This window comes from Psychrobacter sp. CX5, from assembly GCF_057621535.2.
The window spans coordinates 1,211,067-1,233,588 of the sequence record NZ_CM177735.1 but is presented as its reverse complement, the minus strand read 5'-3'; the positions used below and the strand labels follow the sequence as shown (position 1 = coordinate 1,233,588).

The 22,522-nt window shown below is 40.6% G+C and carries 19 protein-coding genes; 17 read left to right on the top strand and 2 right to left on the bottom strand.

Translation table 11 applies throughout. The annotated features are described in order from the left end of the window. Positions 1-301: 301 nt before the first annotated feature. Entirely contained in the window at positions 302-1,741 is a 1,440-nt protein-coding gene (dnaA, locus tag AC21OG_RS04750) for a chromosomal replication initiator protein DnaA (protein WP_486545334.1), read from the bottom strand. 891 nt (positions 1,742-2,632) lie between these two features. On the opposite strand from dnaA, the gene rpmH reads away from it, so the two are divergent. The 11 genes from rpmH to AC21OG_RS04695 all read left to right on the top strand — a co-directional run bounded on the left by rpmH (position 2,633) and on the right by AC21OG_RS04695 (position 13,741). Next, positions 2,633-2,767 carry a 50S ribosomal protein L34 gene (rpmH, locus tag AC21OG_RS04745; RefSeq protein WP_007394757.1) on the top strand — a complete coding sequence of 45 codons (135 nt, stop codon included), beginning with the start codon at positions 2,633-2,635 and terminating at the stop codon, positions 2,765-2,767. 287 nt (positions 2,768-3,054) lie between these two features. After that, positions 3,055-3,471, top strand: coding sequence for a ribonuclease P protein component (gene rnpA / locus AC21OG_RS04740; protein WP_487376136.1), 417 nt, complete (start codon positions 3,055-3,057; stop codon positions 3,469-3,471). Between the two features lie 220 nt (positions 3,472-3,691). Continuing rightward, positions 3,692-4,087: a membrane protein insertion efficiency factor YidD gene (yidD, locus tag AC21OG_RS04735; RefSeq protein ID WP_487376134.1), complete on the top strand. Its 396-nt coding sequence runs from the start codon at positions 3,692-3,694 to the stop codon at positions 4,085-4,087. A gap of 295 nt (positions 4,088-4,382) precedes the next feature. Next, positions 4,383-6,089: a membrane protein insertase YidC gene (gene yidC, locus AC21OG_RS04730; RefSeq protein ID WP_487376132.1), complete on the top strand. Its 1,707-nt coding sequence runs from the start codon at positions 4,383-4,385 to the stop codon at positions 6,087-6,089. A 246-nt stretch (positions 6,090-6,335) separates the two neighbouring features. Next, positions 6,336-7,775 carry a tRNA uridine-5-carboxymethylaminomethyl(34) synthesis GTPase MnmE gene (mnmE, locus tag AC21OG_RS04725; protein WP_487376130.1) on the top strand — a complete coding sequence of 480 codons (1,440 nt, stop codon included), beginning with the start codon at positions 6,336-6,338 and terminating at the stop codon, positions 7,773-7,775. 93 nt (positions 7,776-7,868) lie between these two features. After that, positions 7,869-8,330, top strand: a complete 462-nt coding sequence (gene nrdR / locus AC21OG_RS04720; protein ID WP_486545326.1) for a transcriptional regulator NrdR — start codon at positions 7,869-7,871, stop codon at positions 8,328-8,330. A 238-nt stretch (positions 8,331-8,568) separates the two neighbouring features. Next, positions 8,569-9,600, top strand: coding sequence for a bifunctional diaminohydroxyphosphoribosylaminopyrimidine deaminase/5-amino-6-(5-phosphoribosylamino)uracil reductase RibD (gene ribD / locus AC21OG_RS04715; protein WP_487376444.1), 1,032 nt, complete (start codon positions 8,569-8,571; stop codon positions 9,598-9,600). A gap of 631 nt (positions 9,601-10,231) precedes the next feature. Further along, entirely contained in the window at positions 10,232-10,834 is a 603-nt protein-coding gene (locus AC21OG_RS04710) for a riboflavin synthase (protein WP_487376129.1), read from the top strand. 80 nt (positions 10,835-10,914) lie between these two features. Next, positions 10,915-11,064 (top strand): hypothetical protein, encoded by a 150-nt coding sequence (locus AC21OG_RS04705; RefSeq protein WP_487376128.1) that lies wholly within the window; start codon positions 10,915-10,917, stop codon positions 11,062-11,064. Positions 11,065-11,153: 89 nt separating this feature from the next. After that, entirely contained in the window at positions 11,154-12,191 is a 1,038-nt protein-coding gene (gene fmt / locus AC21OG_RS04700) for a methionyl-tRNA formyltransferase (RefSeq protein ID WP_487376127.1), read from the top strand. Between the two features lie 53 nt (positions 12,192-12,244). After that, entirely contained in the window at positions 12,245-13,741 is a 1,497-nt protein-coding gene (locus tag AC21OG_RS04695; RefSeq protein WP_487376125.1) for a transcription antitermination factor NusB, read from the top strand. Between the two features lie 137 nt (positions 13,742-13,878). Here AC21OG_RS04695 and AC21OG_RS04690 read toward each other — a convergent pair whose 3' ends face one another. After that, positions 13,879-14,718 (bottom strand): DUF4062 domain-containing protein, encoded by an 840-nt coding sequence (locus tag AC21OG_RS04690; RefSeq protein WP_487376124.1) that lies wholly within the window; start codon positions 14,716-14,718, stop codon positions 13,879-13,881. Between the two features lie 514 nt (positions 14,719-15,232). Here AC21OG_RS04690 and thrC point away from each other — a divergent pair. The 6 genes from thrC to AC21OG_RS04660 all read left to right on the top strand — a co-directional run bounded on the left by thrC (position 15,233) and on the right by AC21OG_RS04660 (position 22,499). After that, positions 15,233-16,648 carry a threonine synthase gene (gene thrC / locus AC21OG_RS04685; RefSeq protein ID WP_487376122.1) on the top strand — a complete coding sequence of 472 codons (1,416 nt, stop codon included), beginning with the start codon at positions 15,233-15,235 and terminating at the stop codon, positions 16,646-16,648. A gap of 321 nt (positions 16,649-16,969) precedes the next feature. Further along, a complete protein-coding gene (gene dprA, locus AC21OG_RS04680; RefSeq protein ID WP_487376121.1) occupies positions 16,970-18,349 on the top strand; it encodes a DNA-processing protein DprA in 1,380 nt (459 codons plus the stop codon). A gap of 223 nt (positions 18,350-18,572) precedes the next feature. Continuing rightward, the gene (locus AC21OG_RS04675) at positions 18,573-19,268 is read left to right on the top strand and encodes an L-threonylcarbamoyladenylate synthase (protein ID WP_487376119.1); all 696 of its coding nucleotides are present in this window, start codon (positions 18,573-18,575) and stop codon (positions 19,266-19,268) included. A gap of 234 nt (positions 19,269-19,502) precedes the next feature. Beyond that, on the top strand, positions 19,503-20,021 hold the full coding sequence (locus AC21OG_RS04670; protein ID WP_487376118.1) for a GbsR/MarR family transcriptional regulator: 519 nt from the start codon (positions 19,503-19,505) through the stop codon (positions 20,019-20,021). A 384-nt stretch (positions 20,022-20,405) separates the two neighbouring features. Further along, on the top strand, positions 20,406-21,470 hold the full coding sequence (locus tag AC21OG_RS04665) for a fatty acid desaturase (RefSeq protein WP_487376117.1): 1,065 nt from the start codon (positions 20,406-20,408) through the stop codon (positions 21,468-21,470). 57 nt (positions 21,471-21,527) lie between these two features. Beyond that, positions 21,528-22,499, top strand: a complete 972-nt coding sequence (locus AC21OG_RS04660; protein WP_487376116.1) for a TIGR01777 family oxidoreductase — start codon at positions 21,528-21,530, stop codon at positions 22,497-22,499. Positions 22,500-22,522: the final 23 nt, after the last annotated feature.

Here is a 22,522-nt window from a genome sequence, read left to right as displayed (position 1 = left end):
ACGCACTATGTTTAAAAGGGTTGTGCTTTAAAGGGTTATCACTCATAGGAATACTTTTTATAGCAGCACCATATATAGCTTATGGCATTTTATGATTTTAATATGGTCAACTCCCACTTAGTATAACTAAATATTAAACCCTCTGCACAGTTTCGACAGCTTAGTCTTACAAATGATACGTATTTCAATACGTGTCTTTTTACCTGCTAAGATTCCTATGAAAGTTAACCTTGTGGTAGCCTTTAAAAACAGCAATATTTCTTTGCGCCCTATACTCTATTCTCTATACCCTCTACGCCTGCTATCCTGCCTGTAATGTCATGGATAGGGCTTTGTATTCTTTATCCAAGACCGGATCTTCACTACGCAGCTGCGCAATCTTTTCACACGCATGCATGACTGTCGTATGATCTCGACCACCAAAAGATTGTCCGATATCAGGAAAGCTGTCTTTGGTTAATTCTCGAGCCAAAGACATGGCGATTTGACGAGGCCGAGCAATACTACGGGTACGCTTTTTACTCATCAAGTCTTTAACAGACACATCATAATACTCAGCGACTACCTTGCGTATATTATCCATACTAACGGCTTGCGAGCGTATCGCGATCACATCTTTTAGCGCATATTGCACCATATCTAAATCGATGGGATTACCCGTCAAGTTGGCATTTGCGACCACCTGATTAAGCGCGCCTTCAAGACGTCTGACATTGGATACCACATTTTGAGCGATAAATAACGCACATTCTTTTGGCAACTCCACACCGGATAAGTGGGCTTTCTTCTGTAAGATTTGCATGCGGGTTTCCATCTCAGGAGGCTCAATCGCCACGGCCAATCCAGACGAAAACCGCGAGCGAAAGCGTTCATCAAACTCGGTCATTTGCGAAGGATGGCGATCTGAAGCCAAAATCACCTGCTTGCCCTCTACCATAAAATCGGCAAATAACGATAGAAACTCACTGCTCGATTTATTCTTACCTGCCAAAACGTGCACATCATCGATAATCAAGAGATCTACACGTTTTATCTTCTTTTTAAATTGCTCAATTTTCTGATTGCGCAGCGCATATACCAGCTGATTAATAAATTTTTCAGACGAAAAATAATAAAAAGTTTTGCCAATTTTTAAGTATTTATGAGCCACTGAGTGCATTAGGTGAGTCTTACCGAGACCTGAAGCACCATATAAAAACAAAGGGTTATGGCGATTTTGCGATTGTTTTTTACCCAATTCTTGACAGGCTTTATATGCCAACATATTGGATTTACCACTAACAAACGTCTCAAAGGTAAATTGCGGATTAATATAACTTAGTGATTTATCTGAGGCCATTTGCACAGCATCGCTTACTGAACCGGCAGAACTTTTTCCATTAACGTAGTGACCCGAGCCACTCATTTCGGTGGCGTTATGCTGATCGCTTACACCATTGACAGGGTTACCATTATTTAAACGCCCTGATTTATTAGGGGAGCCCTGTTGGCTACTGCTTTCAACTTGAATGACAATATGGTTGATATCCCCATTGCTGTGCCGCTTTGCTAAGGTTTCAATTTCAGCAAAATGATGTTGCTGTACATGAGACACAAAATATTGGTTGGGGGCTAGTAACTCTAACTTATCCCCTACAATATTTGCTGATAGAGGACGCAACCACATCGTGAACTCATTTTCTTTGAGCTGATATCTTAAATCATTAAGGCATCTATCCCATAACGGCAAACTCTCTGACATGACCTGGTAACCCTACTAAAACAGATTCAAAAAGATGGATAGGATGGAAAACATCATTACGCTTAATGGCTTTTTTAAGACTCTCATTACTGTCTTTAATATGGTTCCAACCTATTTTGAAAGCCTACTTTAGCATACAAAAACGTAAATATCATCATAATTATTCTGTGGATAACTTTGTTATTAACCCTGTGGATAACTAAAAATGCAAAGTTATACAGAGTTTAATAACAGTTTATCAACAACAATAACCACAGGATAATTTACTGATATTTAATGATATTTTTGTGTTATACACAGGAATATAAGCTACTAATAATAACAAAAGAACTATTATATATATAGTTATAGAGCGTAATGCTTTCTGTGGATAAGTTTTTATTTAATGCCTGTATTCTTTTCAAACGACATCAGTTACCTTCACAAAAAAAATAATCTTGAGTTTGATTTTCATTACATATAATCAAAATTAATAACCCTTAAATCAATGTGTATAACCGTAAAGTTGGCAACCGTCAGTTATTGAATTGTCAGTTATTGAATTATCGAAACGACGACTCATAAAGTTTTGATATTATACGAACGACGACTTAAAGTTAGTTGAAAACGGCTTTAAATGATTCGAAAGCCGTTAAATTAATTTTTTAATTGTATAGCTGTTGATTTTATTAGCGCATTAGCTAGTTCCAGTATTTTAGATGTCTTTGTTTGATTAGATAAGATTGGGGTAGTTTTAAAACGGATTACTTTTAATTACTATATCAATTGACACGCCTTGTGTTCGACTTCTTTTTTATTGACAATAAGGGTTAACACTGGCATAATCGTCCGTTATTACTAATTCTTAGTGAACTCCATACACTTTATTTTCTTTGCTGTTACAGGTGATTTATGAAACGTACATTCCAGCCAAGCGTTATTAAACGTAAGCGCACTCATGGTTTCCGTGCTCGCATGGCCACTAAAAAAGGTCGCCAAGTATTGGCGCGTCGTCGTGCAAAAGGTCGTCATCGTTTAACGGTGTAATCTTAGCTACGTTATTTATATTTTAAGTTGTTTATATTTAATGACTTAGAATATGATGATAGATCTATCGATCTCTATATGTATAAAAAAGCACCTAATGATTAGGTGCTTTTTTATTATAATATTAACAATAACTATCCACGATATTCTCTACGATAATCATAGGCCGGTAAAAGAGGGTTATGGCAACCACTTTCAAGTCTGCATAGATAGATAGGCTTAATGAGGTTAATGCTTTAATTTTCTAGTTTGCCTATGCCCGACTTTTACTGGTATATGACCCTCCCATGACTGACTCTTGTGCCCAAAGCTCCCGCCCTTTAAGCCAATCTACTCCAAAGTTTGGTTACCCTAAAGCCAATAGATTGCTTAAACCTGTTGACTTTACCCCAGTATTTAATCAAGCTTTATTTAAGGTGCATCAAACGCACTTTATGGCGTTTGTTATCGACTCTAAGCACTCACAGGCACGACTGGGTATGGCTATAACTAAGAAAAAAATACCCAAAGCAGTCGCTAGAAACACCATTAAACGTATTATTCGAGAACAGTTTCGTCATAAACACTCTAAACTGCCTGGTCTAGACATTGTTTTTATCGTAAAAAAATCGACCAAAGAGTTGAGCAAAGCCCAGATTGCTGAAGAAGTCGGTATGATTTTGGATAAAGTGATCAGTAAATATCAAAGATTAAATCATAGCTAATCAAAAATTATGATCTAGGATTAGTATAACTTCACAATACCGTGGCTAGAAATAATCTAAAATAAGCAGATTGATACGTTGTTGATTGATAAGTTGTTCTGTAGAATTAGATCGATAATGGGGGTGAGTTTATATCATGATCTTAATTCTGTTGGTTCAAAAGTAACGATACAGCTTAAACCTAACGTTTATAGTTGAAACTTTATACAGTGTGATGGTTATGGTTAATGCTTTTCTTTCTCGTCTTCTATTGAGCCTTATTCAAGGCTACCAGTCTTTTATCAGTCCTGTGCTACCTGGCAGGTGCCGGTATTATCCAACGTGCTCACAATATGGCAAGCTGGCTATTCAATGGCATGGTGCGGGTAGAGGCGGGTTATTAACGGCCAAACGCATTTGTCGCTGTCATCCTTTAGGGGGACATGGCATAGATTTTGTTCCCTTACCTCTTTATAAATACTACTATACCCCTATCAAGTCTTTATCAATTAAAAAGTCATCAAACATTATGAATACTAATAGTCTAAATGTTTCACGTGGAACTATTCTAATGGAGGGTGGGGTGTATCGCGATAAAAGCAGCTATATCGCTCGGTTAAATCGTTTAATGTTATAATCGCCAATCATTTATAAAGCAGACTTTTAACATTCTAAGAAATTAACGTTTGGTAAAAGTCAAGCAAACTTAACCCTACCTTACTGCCCTCATTTATGCTCTATATCATTTAGCGTGTTTTTTTAGTAAAATACACACCATTTTGTAACCGTTTTAAGTATGATATAGCAATCTAATTTAGAGCTATTTATCAATACTGAGTGCTACTTGCTATGCTATAGCAGCAAGCTCACTACGATTACCCTATAAGTTTAAATTATTAAAACATTCATTTAGAGTTGTTTAGGACAATCTTATGCAAAAGATACTACGGGTGCTCATCATCATTGCGATGCTGATTACCGCCTACTTGTTAGTGCTAGCGTGGCAAAAAGATTATGCCAATGCGCCAGATACATCAGCAGACGCAGTAACCCCTTCTGTATCCTCAAGCACTGGATCAGACATTCCAACCAGTACAGGCACCAGTGCTATACCGGCAGCTGCAGCTACTGATGTGCCTGCCACTGATGTGACCACGCAAAGTATCCCAAGTAATGAGTCGACCGCGGCAACGCTTATTGACGTTACGACAGATTTGTACCATCTAAAAATCGATCCTACTGGGGGCGATGTGGTGTTTGCGGCATTACGTGAATATGATGCCACATTAGATAGTGAAGCACCGTTTGTATTACTCGAAGAGGATTCGCGCCGAGTCTATGTGGCTCAATCCGGCTTGAATGGTGCGAATGGTATTGATACATCAGCTGGCCGTGCAAAATATAGCTATCAGTCTGATAGTTATGTCATGCAGCCTGATCAAACAACGTTAGAGGTACCCTTAACTTATCAGCAGGATGGGGTAACGATTACCAAGACCTTTACCTTTACCCAAGGTAAATACCCTATCACCGTTAATTACAATATTAATAATGCCACAAATCAACCTTGGAATGGGCAACTCTTTGCTCAGTTAAAGCGTGATGGCAGTAAAGATCCGGGTATGGGTGATAAGGGGGCGCTAAGTATGGCCACCTATCTGGGCGGAGCCTGGGGTACGCCAGATGATGATTACAATAAGCTTAAATTTAAAGACTTTAACGATGGTAAGTTAAAAGCATCTAGTCAAGATGGCTGGGTAGGAATAGTACAGCATTATTTTGTTTCAGCGTGGACACCTGAGAACTTTCAGGGGCAATTTTATAGCTATGAAAAAGGGGGTAACTACTTCATAGGTATGAATAGTCAACCTATAGCGGTACCAGCGCTGAAGCAAAAAGATGTCACCGCAACTTTATACGCAGGTCCAAAAGATCAAGACGCTTTATTAGAAGTCGCACCTGGCTTAAATAAAACTGTCGATTATGGTTTTTTATGGCCAATTTCTAAAGTATTATTTGCGATACTAGAAGGCATACATAAAATAGTTGGCAACTGGGGTTGGTCAATTATTGCGTTAACCATCTTAGTGAAGATTGCCTTGATGTGGTTTTCAAACAAAAGCTACTATTCAATGGCAAAAATGCGTGCCATTGCACCGCGCTTAGCGGCTTTGAAAGAAGAGCATGGCGATGATCGTATGAAGATGTCGCAAGAGATGATGGCCATCTACAAAGAAGAACAAGTCAACCCAATGGCAGGGTGTTTGCCTATTTTGTTGCAAATGCCAATTTTTTTAGCCCTATACTGGGTATTGGTAGAGAGTGTTGAGCTGCGTCATGCCCCGTGGATTTTGTGGATTCAAGATTTGTCAGCGATGGATCCTTGGTTCATTCTGCCTATCTTGATGGGGGCGAGTATGTTTGCTCAGCAGATGTTCAGTCCACAACCTACTGATCCTATGCAAGCCAAAGTGATGAAATTTTTACCCATCATCTTCACCTTATTTATGCTGTTCTTCCCAGCAGGTTTGGTACTTTATTGGACCGTCAATAACTTATTTACCATGGGCCAACAGTACTTTGTCAATAAAAAAGTTGAAAGAGAGCAACAAGAAAAAGCAGCTCGCATGGCTGGATAATTAATCCCGTTTATAAGCTGCTATTAGATCATATCGAGATAGTAAGGCACCTATATAAGTCATATAGGTGCCTTAATTTTATGAAAAAGACTGTATAACAGATATTGTATTGATCAAACATTGAATATAGACGGGTTAGCACCTACTATAGTCACTGAGATGCTAATGATATCTTTTCTATAAAATAATCTATGTTTGTCAGACTCATTTAATCTACCCATGACCTTTTAATTAGAGCCATTACTTATGACAACCGTTAAAACTATCGCTGCGATTGCCACCCCTGTTGGTAGAGGGGGTGTGGGTATCATTCGCTTATCAGGGCCAAAAGCCTATACGATTGCTTGTCAGTTAACGGGGAAAACCGCGTTTAAACCGCGTTTAGCAAGCTTTTGTCGTTTTTACGGTGCCGATGACAGTGTGCTCGACGAAGGGTTGGTTTTATACTTTAAGGCCCCCCATTCTTTTACGGGTGAAGATGTGATTGAGCTGCAAGGTCATGGTGGTATGGTGCTACAAAACCAGTTATTGGCGCGCGTGTTTGAGTTAGGGGCGCATCAAGCTCAGGCTGGTGAGTTTTCGTATCGTGCTTTTGAAAATGATAAACTAGATCTGCTACAAGCGGAAGCGATTGCCGATGCTATTGATGCCACCAGTGCTGCCGCCGCGAGCAGTGCCATACGCTCCCTCACTGGAGAGTTTTCAAATAAAATTAATCAGGTGTTAGAATCATTGATAGAGCTGCGTCTATATGTAGAAGCTTCTATTGATTTCCCAGATGAGGAAGATGTTGATTTTTTGAGTGATGGTATTATTGAGAATAAGCTGAATGATATTCAAAATAAGGTAACCCACATTCTGGCTACCGCGCAGCAAGGTCAATTATTACGTGATGGGGTGCATGTGGTATTGGCAGGGCGTCCTAATGCAGGCAAATCTAGCCTTCTAAACAGTCTGGCTGGACAAGAGCGTGCCATCGTGACTGAGGTGGCGGGAACAACTCGTGATACCCTGCAAGAGACCATTGTACTAAACGGATTAACCATACATTTAACCGATACCGCTGGTCTCAGAGAGACTGATGATACGGTTGAGCGCATCGGTATACAAAGAGCCCATAACGCCATCAATCAAGCAGATTTGCTACTTTTGGTGTATGATTTATCTCAAGAAGTCGATCCTATTCAATTGGCAAAAGATTTATTTGATATTGATACCTCGGCAGCAGCAACCTCGAATTTGGATCCTGCTAGGTTATTGCTCATTGGCAATAAGCGAGATTTGGTTGACAATACCTTTATTGAAAGTTCTGTTAAAGGGGTTTCGACACAACCAAATCAAACGACCACGTTACCGGATAAAGTCACTATTAAGGGGTACGAACAAGTTAATGTTTCATGTGAAACCTCTCAAGGTTTAGATGTTCTAATTACCACATTATGTGACAAGGTCGGTTTTCACCCTCCGGAGAATAGCCTTATCGCCCGTACCCGACATATTGATGCTCTAAAACGGACACAACAACATTTGAATGAGGCTTATGAGCAACTGGTTGAGTTCCAAGCAGGTGAACTGGTGGCGGAAAGTCTACGTCAAGGTCAGTATAGCTTGGGTGAAATAACAGGAGAATTTAGTGCCGATGATCTACTAGGCCGTATTTTTGGTAGCTTCTGTATTGGTAAATAACTGATAAGTAAATTAAACAGACGCGTTTTGGCTGCCCGAGAGTCAACGGCTAGACCTTTTATTAAACCAAGAGTCCTTTACTGAGAATATATTATGCAGTGCCCTTATTGTAATGCTGGTGATACCAAGGTTATCGATTCACGCTTAGCGGCTGAAGGCGCACAAGTTCGCCGCCGCCGTCAATGTAACCAATGCCAAGAGCGCTTTACCACCTTTGAAGTCGTCGAAGTGGTTATGCCGCGTATTATCAAATCAAATGGTCGTATTGAACCCTATGATGCTCAAAAATTGAGACGTTCAATACAGCTGCCCTTACAGAAAAGACCGGTGACACTCGATGAGCAAGAGGCGATGATTAGCCGTATCGAAAAACGGATTCGTCAACTTGGAGAGCGCGAAATTAGCAGTAAGGATCTCGGTGAGGTGGTCATGAGTGAGTTAAAAGAGCTTGATGATGTGGCTTATGTACGTTTTGCCAGTGTTTATAGAGACTTTCAAGACATTGAAGCCTTTCGTCAAGAGCTACAAAATATTCGACCTGAAGATGATAAGTAATATTTTTTATCAAGCCCAATGTCCTATTTTCAAGCATCAGTTTCAGTAAGCACAATTTTATTAAGTAATGGTTTTATTCGTCCTTATACGCCTCATTAAATAAAAGTAATTTCACACTATGACCAGTCATTCCTCTAACTCGACTAAGCAAACGACGACTCTTCATTCGAATACATTAGAGCTTTCTCATAATGTTTTTGTAGCAAATAGCCCACTGCAAGTAGAAGATGATTACTATATGAATCTAGCGATTGAGGAGGCTAAAAAGGGACGATATACCACCCGTCCAAACCCTGCTGTCGGTTGTGTTATTGTTAAGAATAAATTAATAGTAGGGTCGGGGTTTCACCCTAAGGCTGGGGAGCCTCATGCGGAAGTCTTTGCGTTAAGAGAGGCTAAAGAATTAGCAGCAGGGGCGACGGCTTATGTTACTTTGGAGCCGTGTAGCCATACGGGTAAAACACCCCCGTGCGCAACTGCTTTAATCAATGCCGGTGTCGACAGAGTAGTCATTGCTGGCTTAGATCCAAATCCGCAAGTAGCCGGTCGCGGTGCATCGATGCTTAAAGAAGCCGGTATTAAAGTTACCGTTGGGGTTGGAAATGAACAGGCAGAAGCCCTCAACAAGGGCTTTCTTAAAAGTATGCGTACCCATTTGCCTTATGTGCGTCTGAAGATTGCCACAAGCTTAGATGGGCGCACCGCAATGGCCTCGGGCGAATCAAAATGGATTACTGGTTCTAAATCCCGTGAAGATGTACAGGCTATAAGAGCGCTCAGCGGCGCAATAATTACCGGCAGTCAAACCATTATTGATGATAATCCTAACCTAACGGTGCGCTCCTCTCAGTTAGGAGTATCCGCTGAGAATGTGCCCCAACCTAAAGTAGTCATATTAGACAGACGCCAGCGTTTAAAAGACAATACAAAATATAAGGTTTTACAAAGATCAGATACAGTGTTGTGGTCAGATTCTAACTTAACAGAGTTATTGCATGCGTTAGTAGAACACTACCAAATTCATGATGTTCTTATCGAAGCAGGTTCTAAAGTATCAGGAAGCTTTATTGAGGCGGGACTGGTCGATGAACTTATTGTGTATCAAGCCCCTTGTATATTAGGACATAAGGCGCAACCTATGCTGACTTTAGAGTTGGATGATCTGTCAGCACAGCACCGCTATAAAGTCGCCTCAATCACTCCCATGGGGTCTGATATAAAGATAGTGTACACCCCATATTCAACTGCTAGTCACAGGTATCCTAACTAGAAATGGGCAAACTGAAAACTTACCGCATTAACCTTATTAAAGGTTCGATCTTGCTCTATTGAACTAACTAGGTGAATAATAGCTTTTCAATAAAATAGCCTATCTTTGTTAGACTCGGTCAGGCTAATTAAGTCTTCTATTGTCGCGGTAGCGCTCAACGTTTACGATAGGTTGATCCCAATATTCAAAGGGTTTATAACTCGTCAAATGTTTATAATTATTATATTAAGGGTAAGTGTTAATTAGAGGTTATATTCAACGGCTTATTTATAACGATTTTTAGTAAATCAAGTTATCCACAATCTGAATTATTAATACACTAAATTAGGTTTTAAAACGAACAGTTTCACATGGAACTGTGGATTATTTACGTTTCACATGGAACTATAGATAACATATATATCTTGAAAACCTTGTAATACAAAGGTTTCATGTGGAACATGAGGGTTGGTAAGTAATTATAAGTTGATAAATCTAGGTTGTGGATAACTTTGGTTATAAGGCCTAATGATTACGACGTTTCGATATTTTATTTTAAGTTATCCACAGGCTAAGTTGTTTATAATATAGTTCACACACGACACATAAACCAATATAAAGTCAGTGTTTCATCACATTTAGAGGTAAATTTATGTTTACAGGTATTATAGAAAGTACAGGAACATTACAATCAATGACAGAGGTTGACGGTGATATTCGCTTAATTATTGAATCCGATAGTTTAGATTTTAGCGATGTAAAATTAGGCGACTCTATTGCTAGTAATGGCATCTGTCTTACTGTTGTTGATATTGAGAATAATAGCTATGCAGTTGATGTTTCACGTGAAACTCTAGCAAAAACGGCAATGAATAATTGGCAACAAGGCGATATTTTGAACTTAGAAAAAGCCATGCTACCTACCACCCGCTTTGGCGGTCATATGGTATCGGGTCATGTGGATGGTGTTGGCAGCGTTGAAGTCATGACAGAAGATGCGCGTTCGATCTATATTGAAATTGCCATTCCTGACGAGTTAAAAAAATACACTGCGACAAAAGGCTCAATTACAGTTGATGGTATTAGTCTGACGACCAACCTTGTTAAAGACAATATCGTCTGTCTAAATATTATTCCGCATACGGCAGAAGTGACTAATATAGCAAAGCATTGGAAAGTCGGTGGCCTTGTCAATATTGAAGTGGATCTCATTGCTCGTTATCTAGAGCGTTTGCATCACGCAGAAGCAAAATAATTTAGCACTGTCTTTTAATAAAACTTTCATTCAATTAAGCTGTAATTTAACAGCACTCTATTTTATAAGGTTATAAGGGGATGGTAGCTTATCGTGCTTTACGCTTGTCGTTAGTGGTTGGTGGTGAACAGCACCTAAACACCATCGTATTCCATTATTCAAGCGACTACGCTGGTGCAAGGCGCTGTATACACCACAAACCACTAAGCTACCGCTGCAATCACGGCTAAACCGCTCTAACTTACAAAGATTTATCTGATGTTAAAAACCCTATTTTAAAACCCTATTAATGAACCCAAACAACAAGTTAAGCAATATTATGACGACACCTAACGCAAAATATCGGGTAATTTTTGCCGGTACACCAGAGTTTGCAGCGGTCAGTTTGCAATCCCTCATTGAGCAGAAAAGTGAACTTAATATCGAGATTGTGGCTGTCTATACTCAGCCAGATCGTAAAGCCGGACGTGGTCAAAAGTTAACCGCATCACCCGTCAAACAGTTAGCGATTGAACACAACATTCCTGTAGAGCAACCTCTTAGTTTTAGTTTAAAGAAAGATACCGGTGTTGTTTCACGTGAAACCTTAAAGCAATATCAACCCGATATTATGATCGTGGCCGCTTATGGCTTAATTTTGCCATTAGGCGTGCTCAATACACCGACCCATGGCTGTCTTAATATTCATGCCTCCTTACTACCGCGTTGGCGAGGAGCGGCGCCGATTCATCGTGCTTTGTTAGCAGGTGATAAGCAGACAGGTATTACCATTATGCAGATGGATAAGGGTCTGGATACGGGCGATATGTTGTATAAGGTGGCATACGACATCGCTGCAGATGAAACTACTGCCAGTTTGCACGACAAAATGGCACAATTGGGTGCTGAGGCTATTGTTAAGGTATTAAAAGATTTACCACACTATCAAGCACAAGCTGAACAGCAGGACGATAGCTTTGCCAATTATGCCGAGAAATTGAGCAAAGAGGAAGGTGAAATTGATTGGAACAAGTCGGCGACTCATATCGAGCGTCAAATACGCGGTATGCATCCTTATCCGGGTGCTTATACCTTTTTGGCAAATTCAGAAGACAAAGGCGCGCCTAAACGTGTAAAAGTTTTATCAGTCATGTCTGTAAATCCTTCACAAACTACGGGCGAAAAGCCGGGTACAGTTATTAGTGTTGGTAAGAATGCGATTTTAGTGGCATGTGGTAAAAACAGCCCAAATGATGACGTGGCAACTACCCTGCGCCTAACCAAGTTGCAATTTGCAGGTAGCAAACCTGTCACTGCTGAGCAAATCTGTCATGGCAATCAACTAGATGATGGCGATCGATTTGTATCACAAAATTAAGTTCAATCAAGTAACCCTATATTAACCTGAGCAAATATATAATTAGGCATTCAATGAGCTATAACCAGCAGTATCAATCGAAACCAAAAAATGTGCGTGTGGCCATTATCAATACGTTGCTCGCTATTCAACAAGGTCAGTCATTAAGCACGTTATTAGATCCACTACTCAATAGTTTGGGTGGCGATGATAAAGGGTTTGCACATGCCTTATTACTCACAACTTTACGCCATTGGCATGCGACAGCACGCTTGCTAGATAGTTTAGCGGACAATCCAATTGATGAGATTGAAGTACGTACCACCATTCAATTGGGTTTGACTCAACTGTTGTACTTAAATGTCGCTGACCATGCAGCGATTCATGAAACGGTAGAAGCGGTGAAGCAGATCAAATTTGATCGGGCATCAGGTCTTGTCAATGCGGTACTTCGTAAAGTGGCTAAAAATCCAAATAAATTTCGAAAAAAGGCCAATAAAAATCACAGCCTGCCAAATTGGTTGGCGGGGCAACTCAAAGCCGATTGGCGAGAGCAGTATGATGACTTAACCCAAAGTCTGCGACAGTCGGCTCCGATGTTTTTACGGGTGAATAGCTTACAAACCGATTGTGAACGCTATTTGGCACAACTTAATGACGCCGAGATAGCAGCAGAGTTGGTAACCCTCAAAACCGCTATCAATAATGATGACGCTAAAGATACAGTTAAGATTGAACAACAGGCAATCGAGCTTATCGATAGTGTGCCGGTCAGTCAATTACCTGATTTCCAAGAGGGTATTGTCAGCGTTCAGGATGCGCATGCTCAACTAGCGGCACCTATTATTGATGCGCTACTTCAAAGGGCGATTAGTACTAATTCAGCACAAAATGTACGCTTGCTAGATGCTTGTGCTGCGCCGGGTGGTAAATTAGCTCATTGGCTTGAGCTGTTAGGCAACCAAGAGAAACAAGAAACAGGATTGTTTCACGTGAAACAGACCGACGGGCAGAATAGTCCTATTAACGAAATAGAGCTGACAGCGATTGATAATGAAGCGTCACGTATTACTCGTATTTTTGAGAACTTAGAGCGGTTACAACTGCCAGCGCCTATCGTGAATAGCAAATTGCATTTGGACATCGAATGTGTGGATGCAACCACTTGGCAAGCGAAAGATGCTACTGAACAATCAACTGGCTTTGATGCCATATTGCTTGACGCACCCTGTACCGCAACCGGTGTTATTCGTCGTCACCCTGATATTACCTTGCTGCGCACCGAGGAAGATGTGCAACATACGGCGCAGTTACAAGAGCAAATCTTAGATAACTTATGGCCACAGTTAAAGACAGGAGGTTACTTTTTATATGTAACTTGTTCGATATTAAAGCAAGAAAACGTGGAACAAATACAGGCGTTTCTTGAGCGTCATAAGGATGCGGTGGCTGTAACGTTTGATGATGGACAAACCAATTGGGGTATTGAGCAGATGGTTGGTCGTCAATGTTTGCCGTTAGAGAGTCAAAGTGGTGATGGGTTTTATTATGCGGTGTTAAGGAAGATATAAATTATTTAACAGTAATGGGTCATAGTGATTTATAACACTTTATATTCTCATCATTTAAAGATTAGATATATTGTCCGCAGCACAATAAGAACTTAGGCGCAGCGAGAACTTAGTGTCACCGACGGCGTCTGTTATATTCATAACTCTATCATATCCGCAACCTGATAGCCCAAATTACTGACTTCGAAGATTTCACCTTTATGCCCTCGCTCAATCAGCAAGTCGTTATACGCTAGCTCTTGAAGAGCGGACTCCCATTTAACAACTTCTCTTTGCTCATTTGGTTCAATTAAGTTCTTGTTATTAGTTTGTATGTCCGTTCCACCGAGGTAACGAGCATGAATTATTTGACCATGAGGGTCTAGGCTTGCTTCTTTGAGCAGAATACGGGCTTCTTGACTTAACTCTGGTAATTGAATCGTAGACTCGACTGGTGAAGAAATATTCTCTGAGTTTATATCTTTAAATAGAGGGTGTTCGTTTAATTTTAGTTGTAAATGGCCATAAAACTTTTCTCTAAAGTCTGAATGACTATCATAATCTTCATAAAGCCCGCGTTTTTGGCAGGAATTTTTAAATTCTTTCAGTTTCTCGAGCTGCTTTATGTCTACGGTGTGCATTGCAACAGGTTGGCTAGAAAAATAAAGCATGGCGGGTTTATCAGATAATATATGTTTTTCGATTTCTTCAACTGTTCCACTAGAATATTCAGATGTAGGGGTTCCAATACGAGTCCAAAATACACCAACCAGTAAATCACACTTATCTAAGACTTGCTTATTAATTATTTTTTGGGCACTTTCACCCATTTCAGGAGAAGAATGTGACTCCCAACCAACTGGCAATAGTACTATATTGCGTGTTTCAGAATGTACCGCATTCCATTCATAAATTACATCTCGAATGATTGTCCGTTCTGATGCTACGTCCCCAGGAGACGCAATCATCACGTTAAAAACTTTTGATAAGTAACTCATGCTTGAAAACTCTCCAATTAAATATAACAATTTATTATCATGTCATACTAGCATTGTATAAACCACCGATAATGTAAACACAGCATAACTGGCTTGCAATTGAATTGTTTTATCTATATCACTGATATCATAGCTATAATATTCAATATCACAAAATTAAGGGTTGTATAAGGATTTAAACACTAAAAAATACCTAATGGAATCTATTAACACGCTATGTATGTTTTAATAGGTCTTACTACATTACAAACCTTGCCTTAGGAGCGGTTTAGCCCAGATTGCAGCGGATATACTTGGTGTAGCATAAGGTTGCGGGCGCTTAGCAAGGGGCAGTATCGTGGCAGCAGGAATGCAAATTGCTATTAGCGCCCGCCCTTATGCCAACCAAGATAGTAGCGGAAAAGCTGGAATAGCTACAAAAACCAATCATATCTCTATTTAATATGGCTTATCTCTCAAAATATGCTACTCTTTTTCTAATCTAATATTATAAGACTCGTAGATAGGACAAAACATGAAATATATCTCTACCCGTGGTCAAACTGAGCCGATGGATTTTAGCGATGTGTTGTTGATGGGACTTGCGCCAGATGGTGGTTTAATGTTGCCTGAAAGCTATCCGCAGATTGATGGTGCGACATTAGATAAATGGCGTGAGCTGAGCTATCCAGAGTTGGCATTTGCGATTATGCGCCTATATGCCACGGATATTGATGACGCAGACTTAAAAGATATTATCGAGCGTACTTACACCAAAGCAATCTTTGGTAGCGATGAGATTGTGCCAGTACGTAAATTAGAAGATGATTTATATATTTTAGGGTTGTCTAATGGTCCGACGTTGGCGTTTAAAGACGTGGCAATGCAGTTTTTGGGTAATGCGTTTGAATATGTGCTCAAAACCAAAAACAAGCGTTTAACCATCATTGGTGCGACCAGTGGTGACACCGGCAGTGCAGCAGAATATGCGCTACGAGGCAAAGAAAATATCGAAGTGTTTATGATGTCGCCGCATGGCAAAATGAGTGCGTTTCAGCGTGCGCAAATGTACAGCTTGACCGATGCCAATATTCATAATATTGCGATTAAAGGCATGTTTGATGACTGTCAGGATATTGTGAAAGCCTTGCAGCAAGATGCGGATTTTAAGGCAAAATATAGCTTGGGTACGGTGAACTCGATTAACTGGGGACGTATTTTGGCGCAAATCGTTTATTATTTTAAAGCGTACTTTGCGGTAACTAACCAGACCGATAAAAACATTAGCTTTTGTATCCCCTCGGGTAACTTCGGTAATATCTGTGCTGGTCATATTGCTCGTGAAATGGGACTGCCGATTGAGCGTTTAATCGTCGCAACTAATGAAAACGATGTGTTAAATGACTTCTTTAATCAAGGAAGTTATAGCCCTCGCCCTGCGGAACAAACGTATGTGACCTCTAGCCCGTCTATGGATATTTCAAAAGCGTCTAACTTTGAACGTTTTATATTTTTATTGCTTGAAAAAGACAGTAAGCGGGTGCATGAGCTGTTCGATGGAGTTAAATCAGGTAAAGGTTTCGATTTGTCAGATGTACTTGAAGCGGTGAATACTCGCTATGGCTTTGCGGCCGGTAAGTCAACACATGAGGATAGACTCAATACCATCAAATCAGTGTATGACACATACAACGACCTGATTGATCCGCATACAGCGGATGGTGTGAAGGTTGCACGAGAGCTACAACGTGAGAATGAGGTCATTATTTGTGCTGAGACCGCCTTACCTGCTAAATTTTCCGAGACCATATTTGAAGCGGTTGGGCAGATAGAGATTGAACGTCCTGAACACACAAAAGGCCTAGAATCCTTAGAACAACATGTGACGGTATTGGACAATGATGCGAGCTTAGTGGCGGATGAGATTAAAGCGGTGGTTGCGCCTCAATAATTGTTTCAGTGCTAGAGTTCTTCGACTTTAGGTGAAGACCCTCTTTAATTTACTGCTATTAACCCCATAAGTGCCGACAAACTTATGGGGTTTTATTTATATAATATTGTCACATAAGGTATTTATATGGCTTTCGCCACATTAAACAATAGAGTCGAAGTACCTTCACAGGGTGACAGCTTTAAACTCACCGAGCTTGTTGAAGAAATATTGACACTTGCTTATTTTGAGCCACGTTTAATAGTATCTAACTATAGACGGTCTAGCCTAGACTCTTTTAAAACAGCGTTAACGTTAAGTGGGTACTCATTATGATAGACGATGTACCGCAACCGTTGCCCACAACTTAGCCCTGAGCAGTGCGCCATTTTGTTGTTATGGCAACGGGTAAATACCTCACTGTCAGCTTATGAGAAATTAAAAAAACACTTTGGATCACCTGAGAGTGCCCTACAGGCCAAACCCTCAGCATGGCGTGAATTAAAACTACATGCTAAACATATTGAGCGGCATACGCAGGCAACGGCTCAAAGCGATAGTGCGTTTATTGAGTCAATAGAGAAACGACGATTGGCCAATGATTTTCAAATCGTGTTTCAAGAGGATGCTCACTATCCACAGCAGTTGCTTTCAATATTTGATCCCCCTCCTTTACTGTTTTATCGAGGTAATATAGAGCGGTTGAATCAGCATCAAATCGCTATAGTCGGCAGTCGTAAGCCTACTCAGAAGGCACAAAAGTTTACCTTTGATTTGGCGCAATATCTGGCAAAAGTAGGGTTTGTTATTACCAGTGGTTTGGCGCAAGGGGTGGATGCACAAGCGCATTTAGGAGCATTGGCGCAGACGACAGAAGAGTCTGGACGTACGATCGGTGTTATGGGTACGGGTATCGATGTTTGTTATCCTACCCAACATCAACCTTTATTTAATAGAATGATTAGTGAAGGCGGGTGTATTATCAGTGAGCTATTTCCGGGTACGTTGCCGCATAAGCATACTTTTCCAAGACGCAATCGGCTGGTGGCAGGGCTTAGTTTGGGGACTGTGGTTACCGAAGCGGCAATCAAAAGTGGGTCATTAATTACTGCAAGGCTGACCTCTGAGCAGGGAAAGCAAGTATTTGCATTGCCCAGTAGTATTGACAACACGCATGCAGAAGGCTGTCATCATCTGATCAGAGAAGGTGCTACCTTGGTCTATCATCCTGATCAAATTATCAATGACATTTCTTGCCAGTTGATGCCCCCGATGACGGCTAAATTAGACGAGTCAAACAAGGTTCTGCTTAGTGGCGACTTTGATTCTGGCGCTCAGTCTGACGGATTGGCAGCGTCATCACTGTTTAACCAAGCTGAATCAAGTAGCTTACCGCTTACTTCTTCATCATCTACTAAGCCTGCTCTTCGACCTGATCTAAAAAAGCCGTTATCTCATCGAAATAAAAAACTAAATAATAATGTACCGAGCAACAGCAACCACCATCAGCGTCATCAAGCGGATGAACGGACTGCTCCTAGATCTGTTTCCGTATCTCAACACTTGCAGGCCTTATGGGTGCATATTGGCTTTGAGGCTCAAGATTTAGATGCGTTAATTACCAAGACCAAACTAGATACGGCTTCGGTATTAAGCCAGCTCATGGAGCTTGAATTAATCGGAGCTATCGAACAAGTGGGTGGGCGCTATAAACGTGTATAAATAAAACACCATACCGTTAAAAAAGTAGCAATTAACTCATATTAAAATACAGACTGTTACCCCATTCTCAACTCTTAACGTAGGCTGTGGCTTTAGCCCAGCATTTTTGATTAAAGGTTTTGATTTGCTGGTCTAACAGCACCAGCCTACAATGAGTTTTAATAAGTTAAGAACGAGGTACTGTTGTTCTAAAATTTTGACCTATCTATAAAGTTGTGATGTTATGAATTCAAACGCTCATTTTATTACCCAATGTCCAACAAAGGCCGCTCAATGGATTAGGCAAGGTAAGATACTGGCTTATCCGACCGAAAGTGTTTGGGGTATTGGCTGCGATGCGTATAACAAAGCAGCGGTTGAGCAGATTTTAGCGATTAAAAACAGGCCTATTGAAAAAGGAATGATCGTCGTTACTGATAGCGTTAGTCGAATTGAATCGTTGCTCGCAGGCTTAACGGATAGCTCTCGTCAGCGAATTATCGAAAGCTGGCAAAAGGATCATAACCATAACCATAACCATAACCATAACCATAACCATAACCATAACCTGAGCCGTCAAGCCTATACTTGGCTGTTACCTGTATTAAAGCAAGAAGCAGCATTAACCAAAGGACAGCTAAACTCTCATTTGCAGACGACAATCCCTAACTGGATAACAGGGCAACATGACTCTGTCGCAGTTCGGGTCATTGCCCATCCTTTAGTGCGTCAACTATGTCAAGAGTGTGTCAGCGATGTCAATCCTTATGGCTTCATCGTATCAACCAGTTGTAATCCCTCAGAGCAAGCCCCCGCCACTACGTTGGAGCAAGCCTTTGCCTATTTTGAAGACCGTATTTGTTATCTCAAAGGAGATACCTTGGGCTATACCTTACCGAGTCAAATTAGAGATGCTTTAACAGGTAAGGCGCTTCGGTAACGTATACTAACTAAGAGACAGAAGTACGAAAAAAAGGGCTATAAAGTAAAGCGACTCTGAAACAAAAAGACACGAAAGCAAATCGGCTCTAAAGGATAAAGACAATTAGCTGGTAGGTTATTAAGTCTAAAAATATGAGTACTCATAATTTTCTTTTATTTCTCTCTTGACAGAAATAAAAGAAAATAGCATACTCAAGGAAGTTATAATAATGACAACAAAAGAGACGCTTATATGATGTTAAATCCAGCTACTGAAAAGTTTGTATTACACTGGGGTGAAATGGGCTCACAATGGGGTGTCAATCGTACCATGTCGCAAATCCATGCTTTATTGTTCATTATCGGCAGACCTCTAAATGCAGAAGAAATAACCGAAACTCTTGGGGTCGCACGCTCAAATGTCTCCAATAGTATCAAAGAGCTGCAAAACTGGGGACTGGTACAAAGGGTATCGATATTAGGCGATCGCCGCGATCACTTTACTACTCATACAGATGTATGGGAGTTGGCACGTATTATAGTGGTAGAGCGTCAAAAGCGTGAGTTGACGCCCACCGTTGAGTTTCTACAACAGTTGATTGAAAGCCCTGAATTTGCTCAAGAGAATGTCGATGTACAAAGTCGTATCAAAGAGACGCAGGAGTTTGTGGATACGCTAACCAGTTGGTCCGATGAAATGTTAAAGTTGCCGACCACAACCCTAAAAAAGATATTAAAGCTTGGCGCACGAATCAAAAAGAAACTAAGTTAAATACACTAAGTTAGATAAACCGATCTAAATAAACCAGTCTAAATAAATTAGGTTAAACAAATTAAGTCAAATAAGTATAATAACACTATTGTTTTAAAAAATTTATCTAGTCATTTCTGTTATGACAGAAATTAATGAATAAAAAGTAGAGATTTATATCAAGTTATGTTTGTCTCCAGTACGGCTAGTCCGTATGACCATAGACCAATGCTATGAATCAAAACTTTCAATCAAAGCTATAAGCTAAAGGTTATGAACTACAGGTTTTTAAATAAAGGTTATGAACTAAAAATAGATGAACGAAAGATATATGGACCAAAATAAATTTCAACACAGAATGAATTAAGACTTATAAGCGCTACCATTCATAGAGAGGGACCTGACATGACACTTCTACCGGATACATTAAATAACCCGACAGTTAATCATAAGGCAAATAACGCGGCTGTGAATCATAGGGTTCGACAAGAGGTTAAGGACGTTAAGTGGCAAGACTTAAGGTCATTGACTAAGCGACAAGTCGCTTATAACCTGATTTTACCTTATCCTTTTTTAATAATATCATGGTGGTTTGCTTGGCAGTCTAGTTACGTTTTGGCGAGTGTCTGTACTTACTTATTTTTTGCCGCCGCTTTCAGACAAGCACATGATGGCTATCATCGTAGTTTGGGGGTTGGCAAGCGTAGTACGACCGTGGTTATTATGCTGCTCAGTGTCTTACTGTTGACAGGACTGCATAGTATACGAGCCACGCACATGTATCATCATAGATATACTTTAGCGGATGATGACCTCGAAGGAAATCTTGCCAAAAAGTCATGGTGGCAAGCATTAATAGGCGGTGTTCATTATCGTTTTGCACTCTATAAACGAGGTATGCAGCTTAGCTCACGCCACAACCGTCGTATCGCATGGATAGAATTTGCGTTAATAGGTTGTGTCATTGCTGGAATCATAATGGCTGCGTCAGTTATGGTTTTAGACAACTTTGTAGACAACAGTTTGTCGAATAACCTTTTGCATCGTATTCACTACTCGACTTATACACCCTTCATTCATGTGGCGGTTTATCATTTAGTAGTCATGTTATTGGCAAACGCGTTTATGGGGATTATTGCAGCTTGGAGCGTACACCATCACGTTGGAGATAATATCGCCCGTACAGAGCGTAATAAGCTGGTTAACCTACTAACATTTGGACTTTTGTTTCACGTGGAACACCATCTATTTCCGGCTGTACCTACTAACCACTTACCCATCCTTGCTAAGCGTTTAGACTTGATAGCGCCTCACTTAAGCGAAAAACGAGTGGTACCTACTAAGCAAGATGTGCTCGCTGTGCTCATACCTATATGGGATAAATTTAAAAGTAGCAGTAGCATTAGCACTAATAATAACAGGGATAAATCTGATGATACTTCTTGTCCAATACGTCGTCGATTTGCTTGATCGTAACAAATACATAACCGTCATATGATAATGACTAATAATGATAACGGATTAAATATGAATATTCTAATTAGTGGTGGGTCTGGATTTTTAGGCCGTGCGTTTAGCGAGTATGTGCAACGCCAACAAGGGGCACCTAGTAGTATTACCTGGCTGACTCGAAACGCTAATCAAGCACATCCAGATGACATTAGCATGATGAGTTATGACCAACTTCAAGTTACTCAAAAAACGTTTGATGTCGTTTTAAACCTAGCGGGTGCAGGTATTGCAGACGCACGCTGGACGGACAAGCGCAAAAGAGAGTTGTTCGAAAGCCGGCTACAACCGACTCAAGCCATTTTAGATTATATTGCCCGAATTAGCGTTAAGCCAAAGCTGTTAGTCAGCGGTTCCGCCATTGGGTGGTATGGTAATCAAGGTAAAAAACCGCTCGATGAACAAAGTCCTGCTGCATCACAAAGTCATAAAGCCGCTGGCGATACTGGTGAGGCAGACTTTGCGCATGCGTTGTGTGATCGCTGGGAAACGGAAGCCAAAGGCGCATCCGCTTTTGGAGTCGACGTTGTGTTATTACGAACCGGCGTGGTCATTCACCCTGAGGGAGGCATGTTGAGTAGGTTAATTACTCCGTTTAAATTAGGCACAGGCGGACAACTGGGAAATGGGCTGCAAATCATGAGCTGGATTAGCCGAGAGGATTGGGTTAGGGCCACTTGGTTTATCATTGAAAAGCATATGGCTGATTTGCCTTTTAAACAAGACTCAGAGTCAAGCTCTAAGCAAGCTAACGTCTATAATTTGACCAGTCCAAATCCAGTGACCAATGCGCAATTTACCAAAGCCGTCGGTCATTGGCTCAATCGCCCAACCTTTATGACCCTACCTGCTTGGGTATTAAAGACGATGTTTGGTGACATGTCGACACTGTTACTTGATGGTCAAAAGGTATTACCACAGGCTTTATTGGCTGAAGGTTTTGAGTTTAAGCACCTGAGTATCGAAAAGGCTTTAGAAGAGCAGATCTAAGCACATAATGGACACTGAATCAG

Coding starts and splice junctions, on each gene's coding strand:
- yidC (WP_487376132.1), top strand. CDS start 4,383: ATGCAAAAGATACTACGGGTGCTCATCATCATTGCGATGCTGATTACC.
- fmt (WP_487376127.1), top strand. CDS start 11,154: ATGACGACACCTAACGCAAAATATCGGGTAATTTTTGCCGGTACACCA.
- yidD (WP_487376134.1), top strand. CDS start 3,692: ATGGTTAATGCTTTTCTTTCTCGTCTTCTATTGAGCCTTATTCAAGGC.
- mnmE (WP_487376130.1), top strand. CDS start 6,336: ATGACAACCGTTAAAACTATCGCTGCGATTGCCACCCCTGTTGGTAGA.
- rpmH (WP_007394757.1), top strand. CDS start 2,633: ATGAAACGTACATTCCAGCCAAGCGTTATTAAACGTAAGCGCACTCAT.
- AC21OG_RS04670 (WP_487376118.1), top strand. CDS start 19,503: ATGATGTTAAATCCAGCTACTGAAAAGTTTGTATTACACTGGGGTGAA.
- thrC (WP_487376122.1), top strand. CDS start 15,233: ATGAAATATATCTCTACCCGTGGTCAAACTGAGCCGATGGATTTTAGC.
- AC21OG_RS04710 (WP_487376129.1), top strand. CDS start 10,232: ATGTTTACAGGTATTATAGAAAGTACAGGAACATTACAATCAATGACA.
- AC21OG_RS04705 (WP_487376128.1), top strand. CDS start 10,915: ATGGTAGCTTATCGTGCTTTACGCTTGTCGTTAGTGGTTGGTGGTGAA.
- ribD (WP_487376444.1), top strand. CDS start 8,569: ATGAATCTAGCGATTGAGGAGGCTAAAAAGGGACGATATACCACCCGT.
- AC21OG_RS04665 (WP_487376117.1), top strand. CDS start 20,406: ATGACACTTCTACCGGATACATTAAATAACCCGACAGTTAATCATAAG.
- dnaA (WP_486545334.1), bottom strand. CDS start 1,741: ATGTCAGAGAGTTTGCCGTTATGGGATAGATGCCTTAATGATTTAAGA.
- rnpA (WP_487376136.1), top strand. CDS start 3,055: ATGACTGACTCTTGTGCCCAAAGCTCCCGCCCTTTAAGCCAATCTACT.
- AC21OG_RS04660 (WP_487376116.1), top strand. CDS start 21,528: ATGAATATTCTAATTAGTGGTGGGTCTGGATTTTTAGGCCGTGCGTTT.
- AC21OG_RS04675 (WP_487376119.1), top strand. CDS start 18,573: ATGAATTCAAACGCTCATTTTATTACCCAATGTCCAACAAAGGCCGCT.
- AC21OG_RS04695 (WP_487376125.1), top strand. CDS start 12,245: ATGAGCTATAACCAGCAGTATCAATCGAAACCAAAAAATGTGCGTGTG.
- dprA (WP_487376121.1), top strand. CDS start 16,970: ATGTACCGCAACCGTTGCCCACAACTTAGCCCTGAGCAGTGCGCCATT.
- AC21OG_RS04690 (WP_487376124.1), bottom strand. CDS start 14,718: ATGAGTTACTTATCAAAAGTTTTTAACGTGATGATTGCGTCTCCTGGG.
- nrdR (WP_486545326.1), top strand. CDS start 7,869: ATGCAGTGCCCTTATTGTAATGCTGGTGATACCAAGGTTATCGATTCA.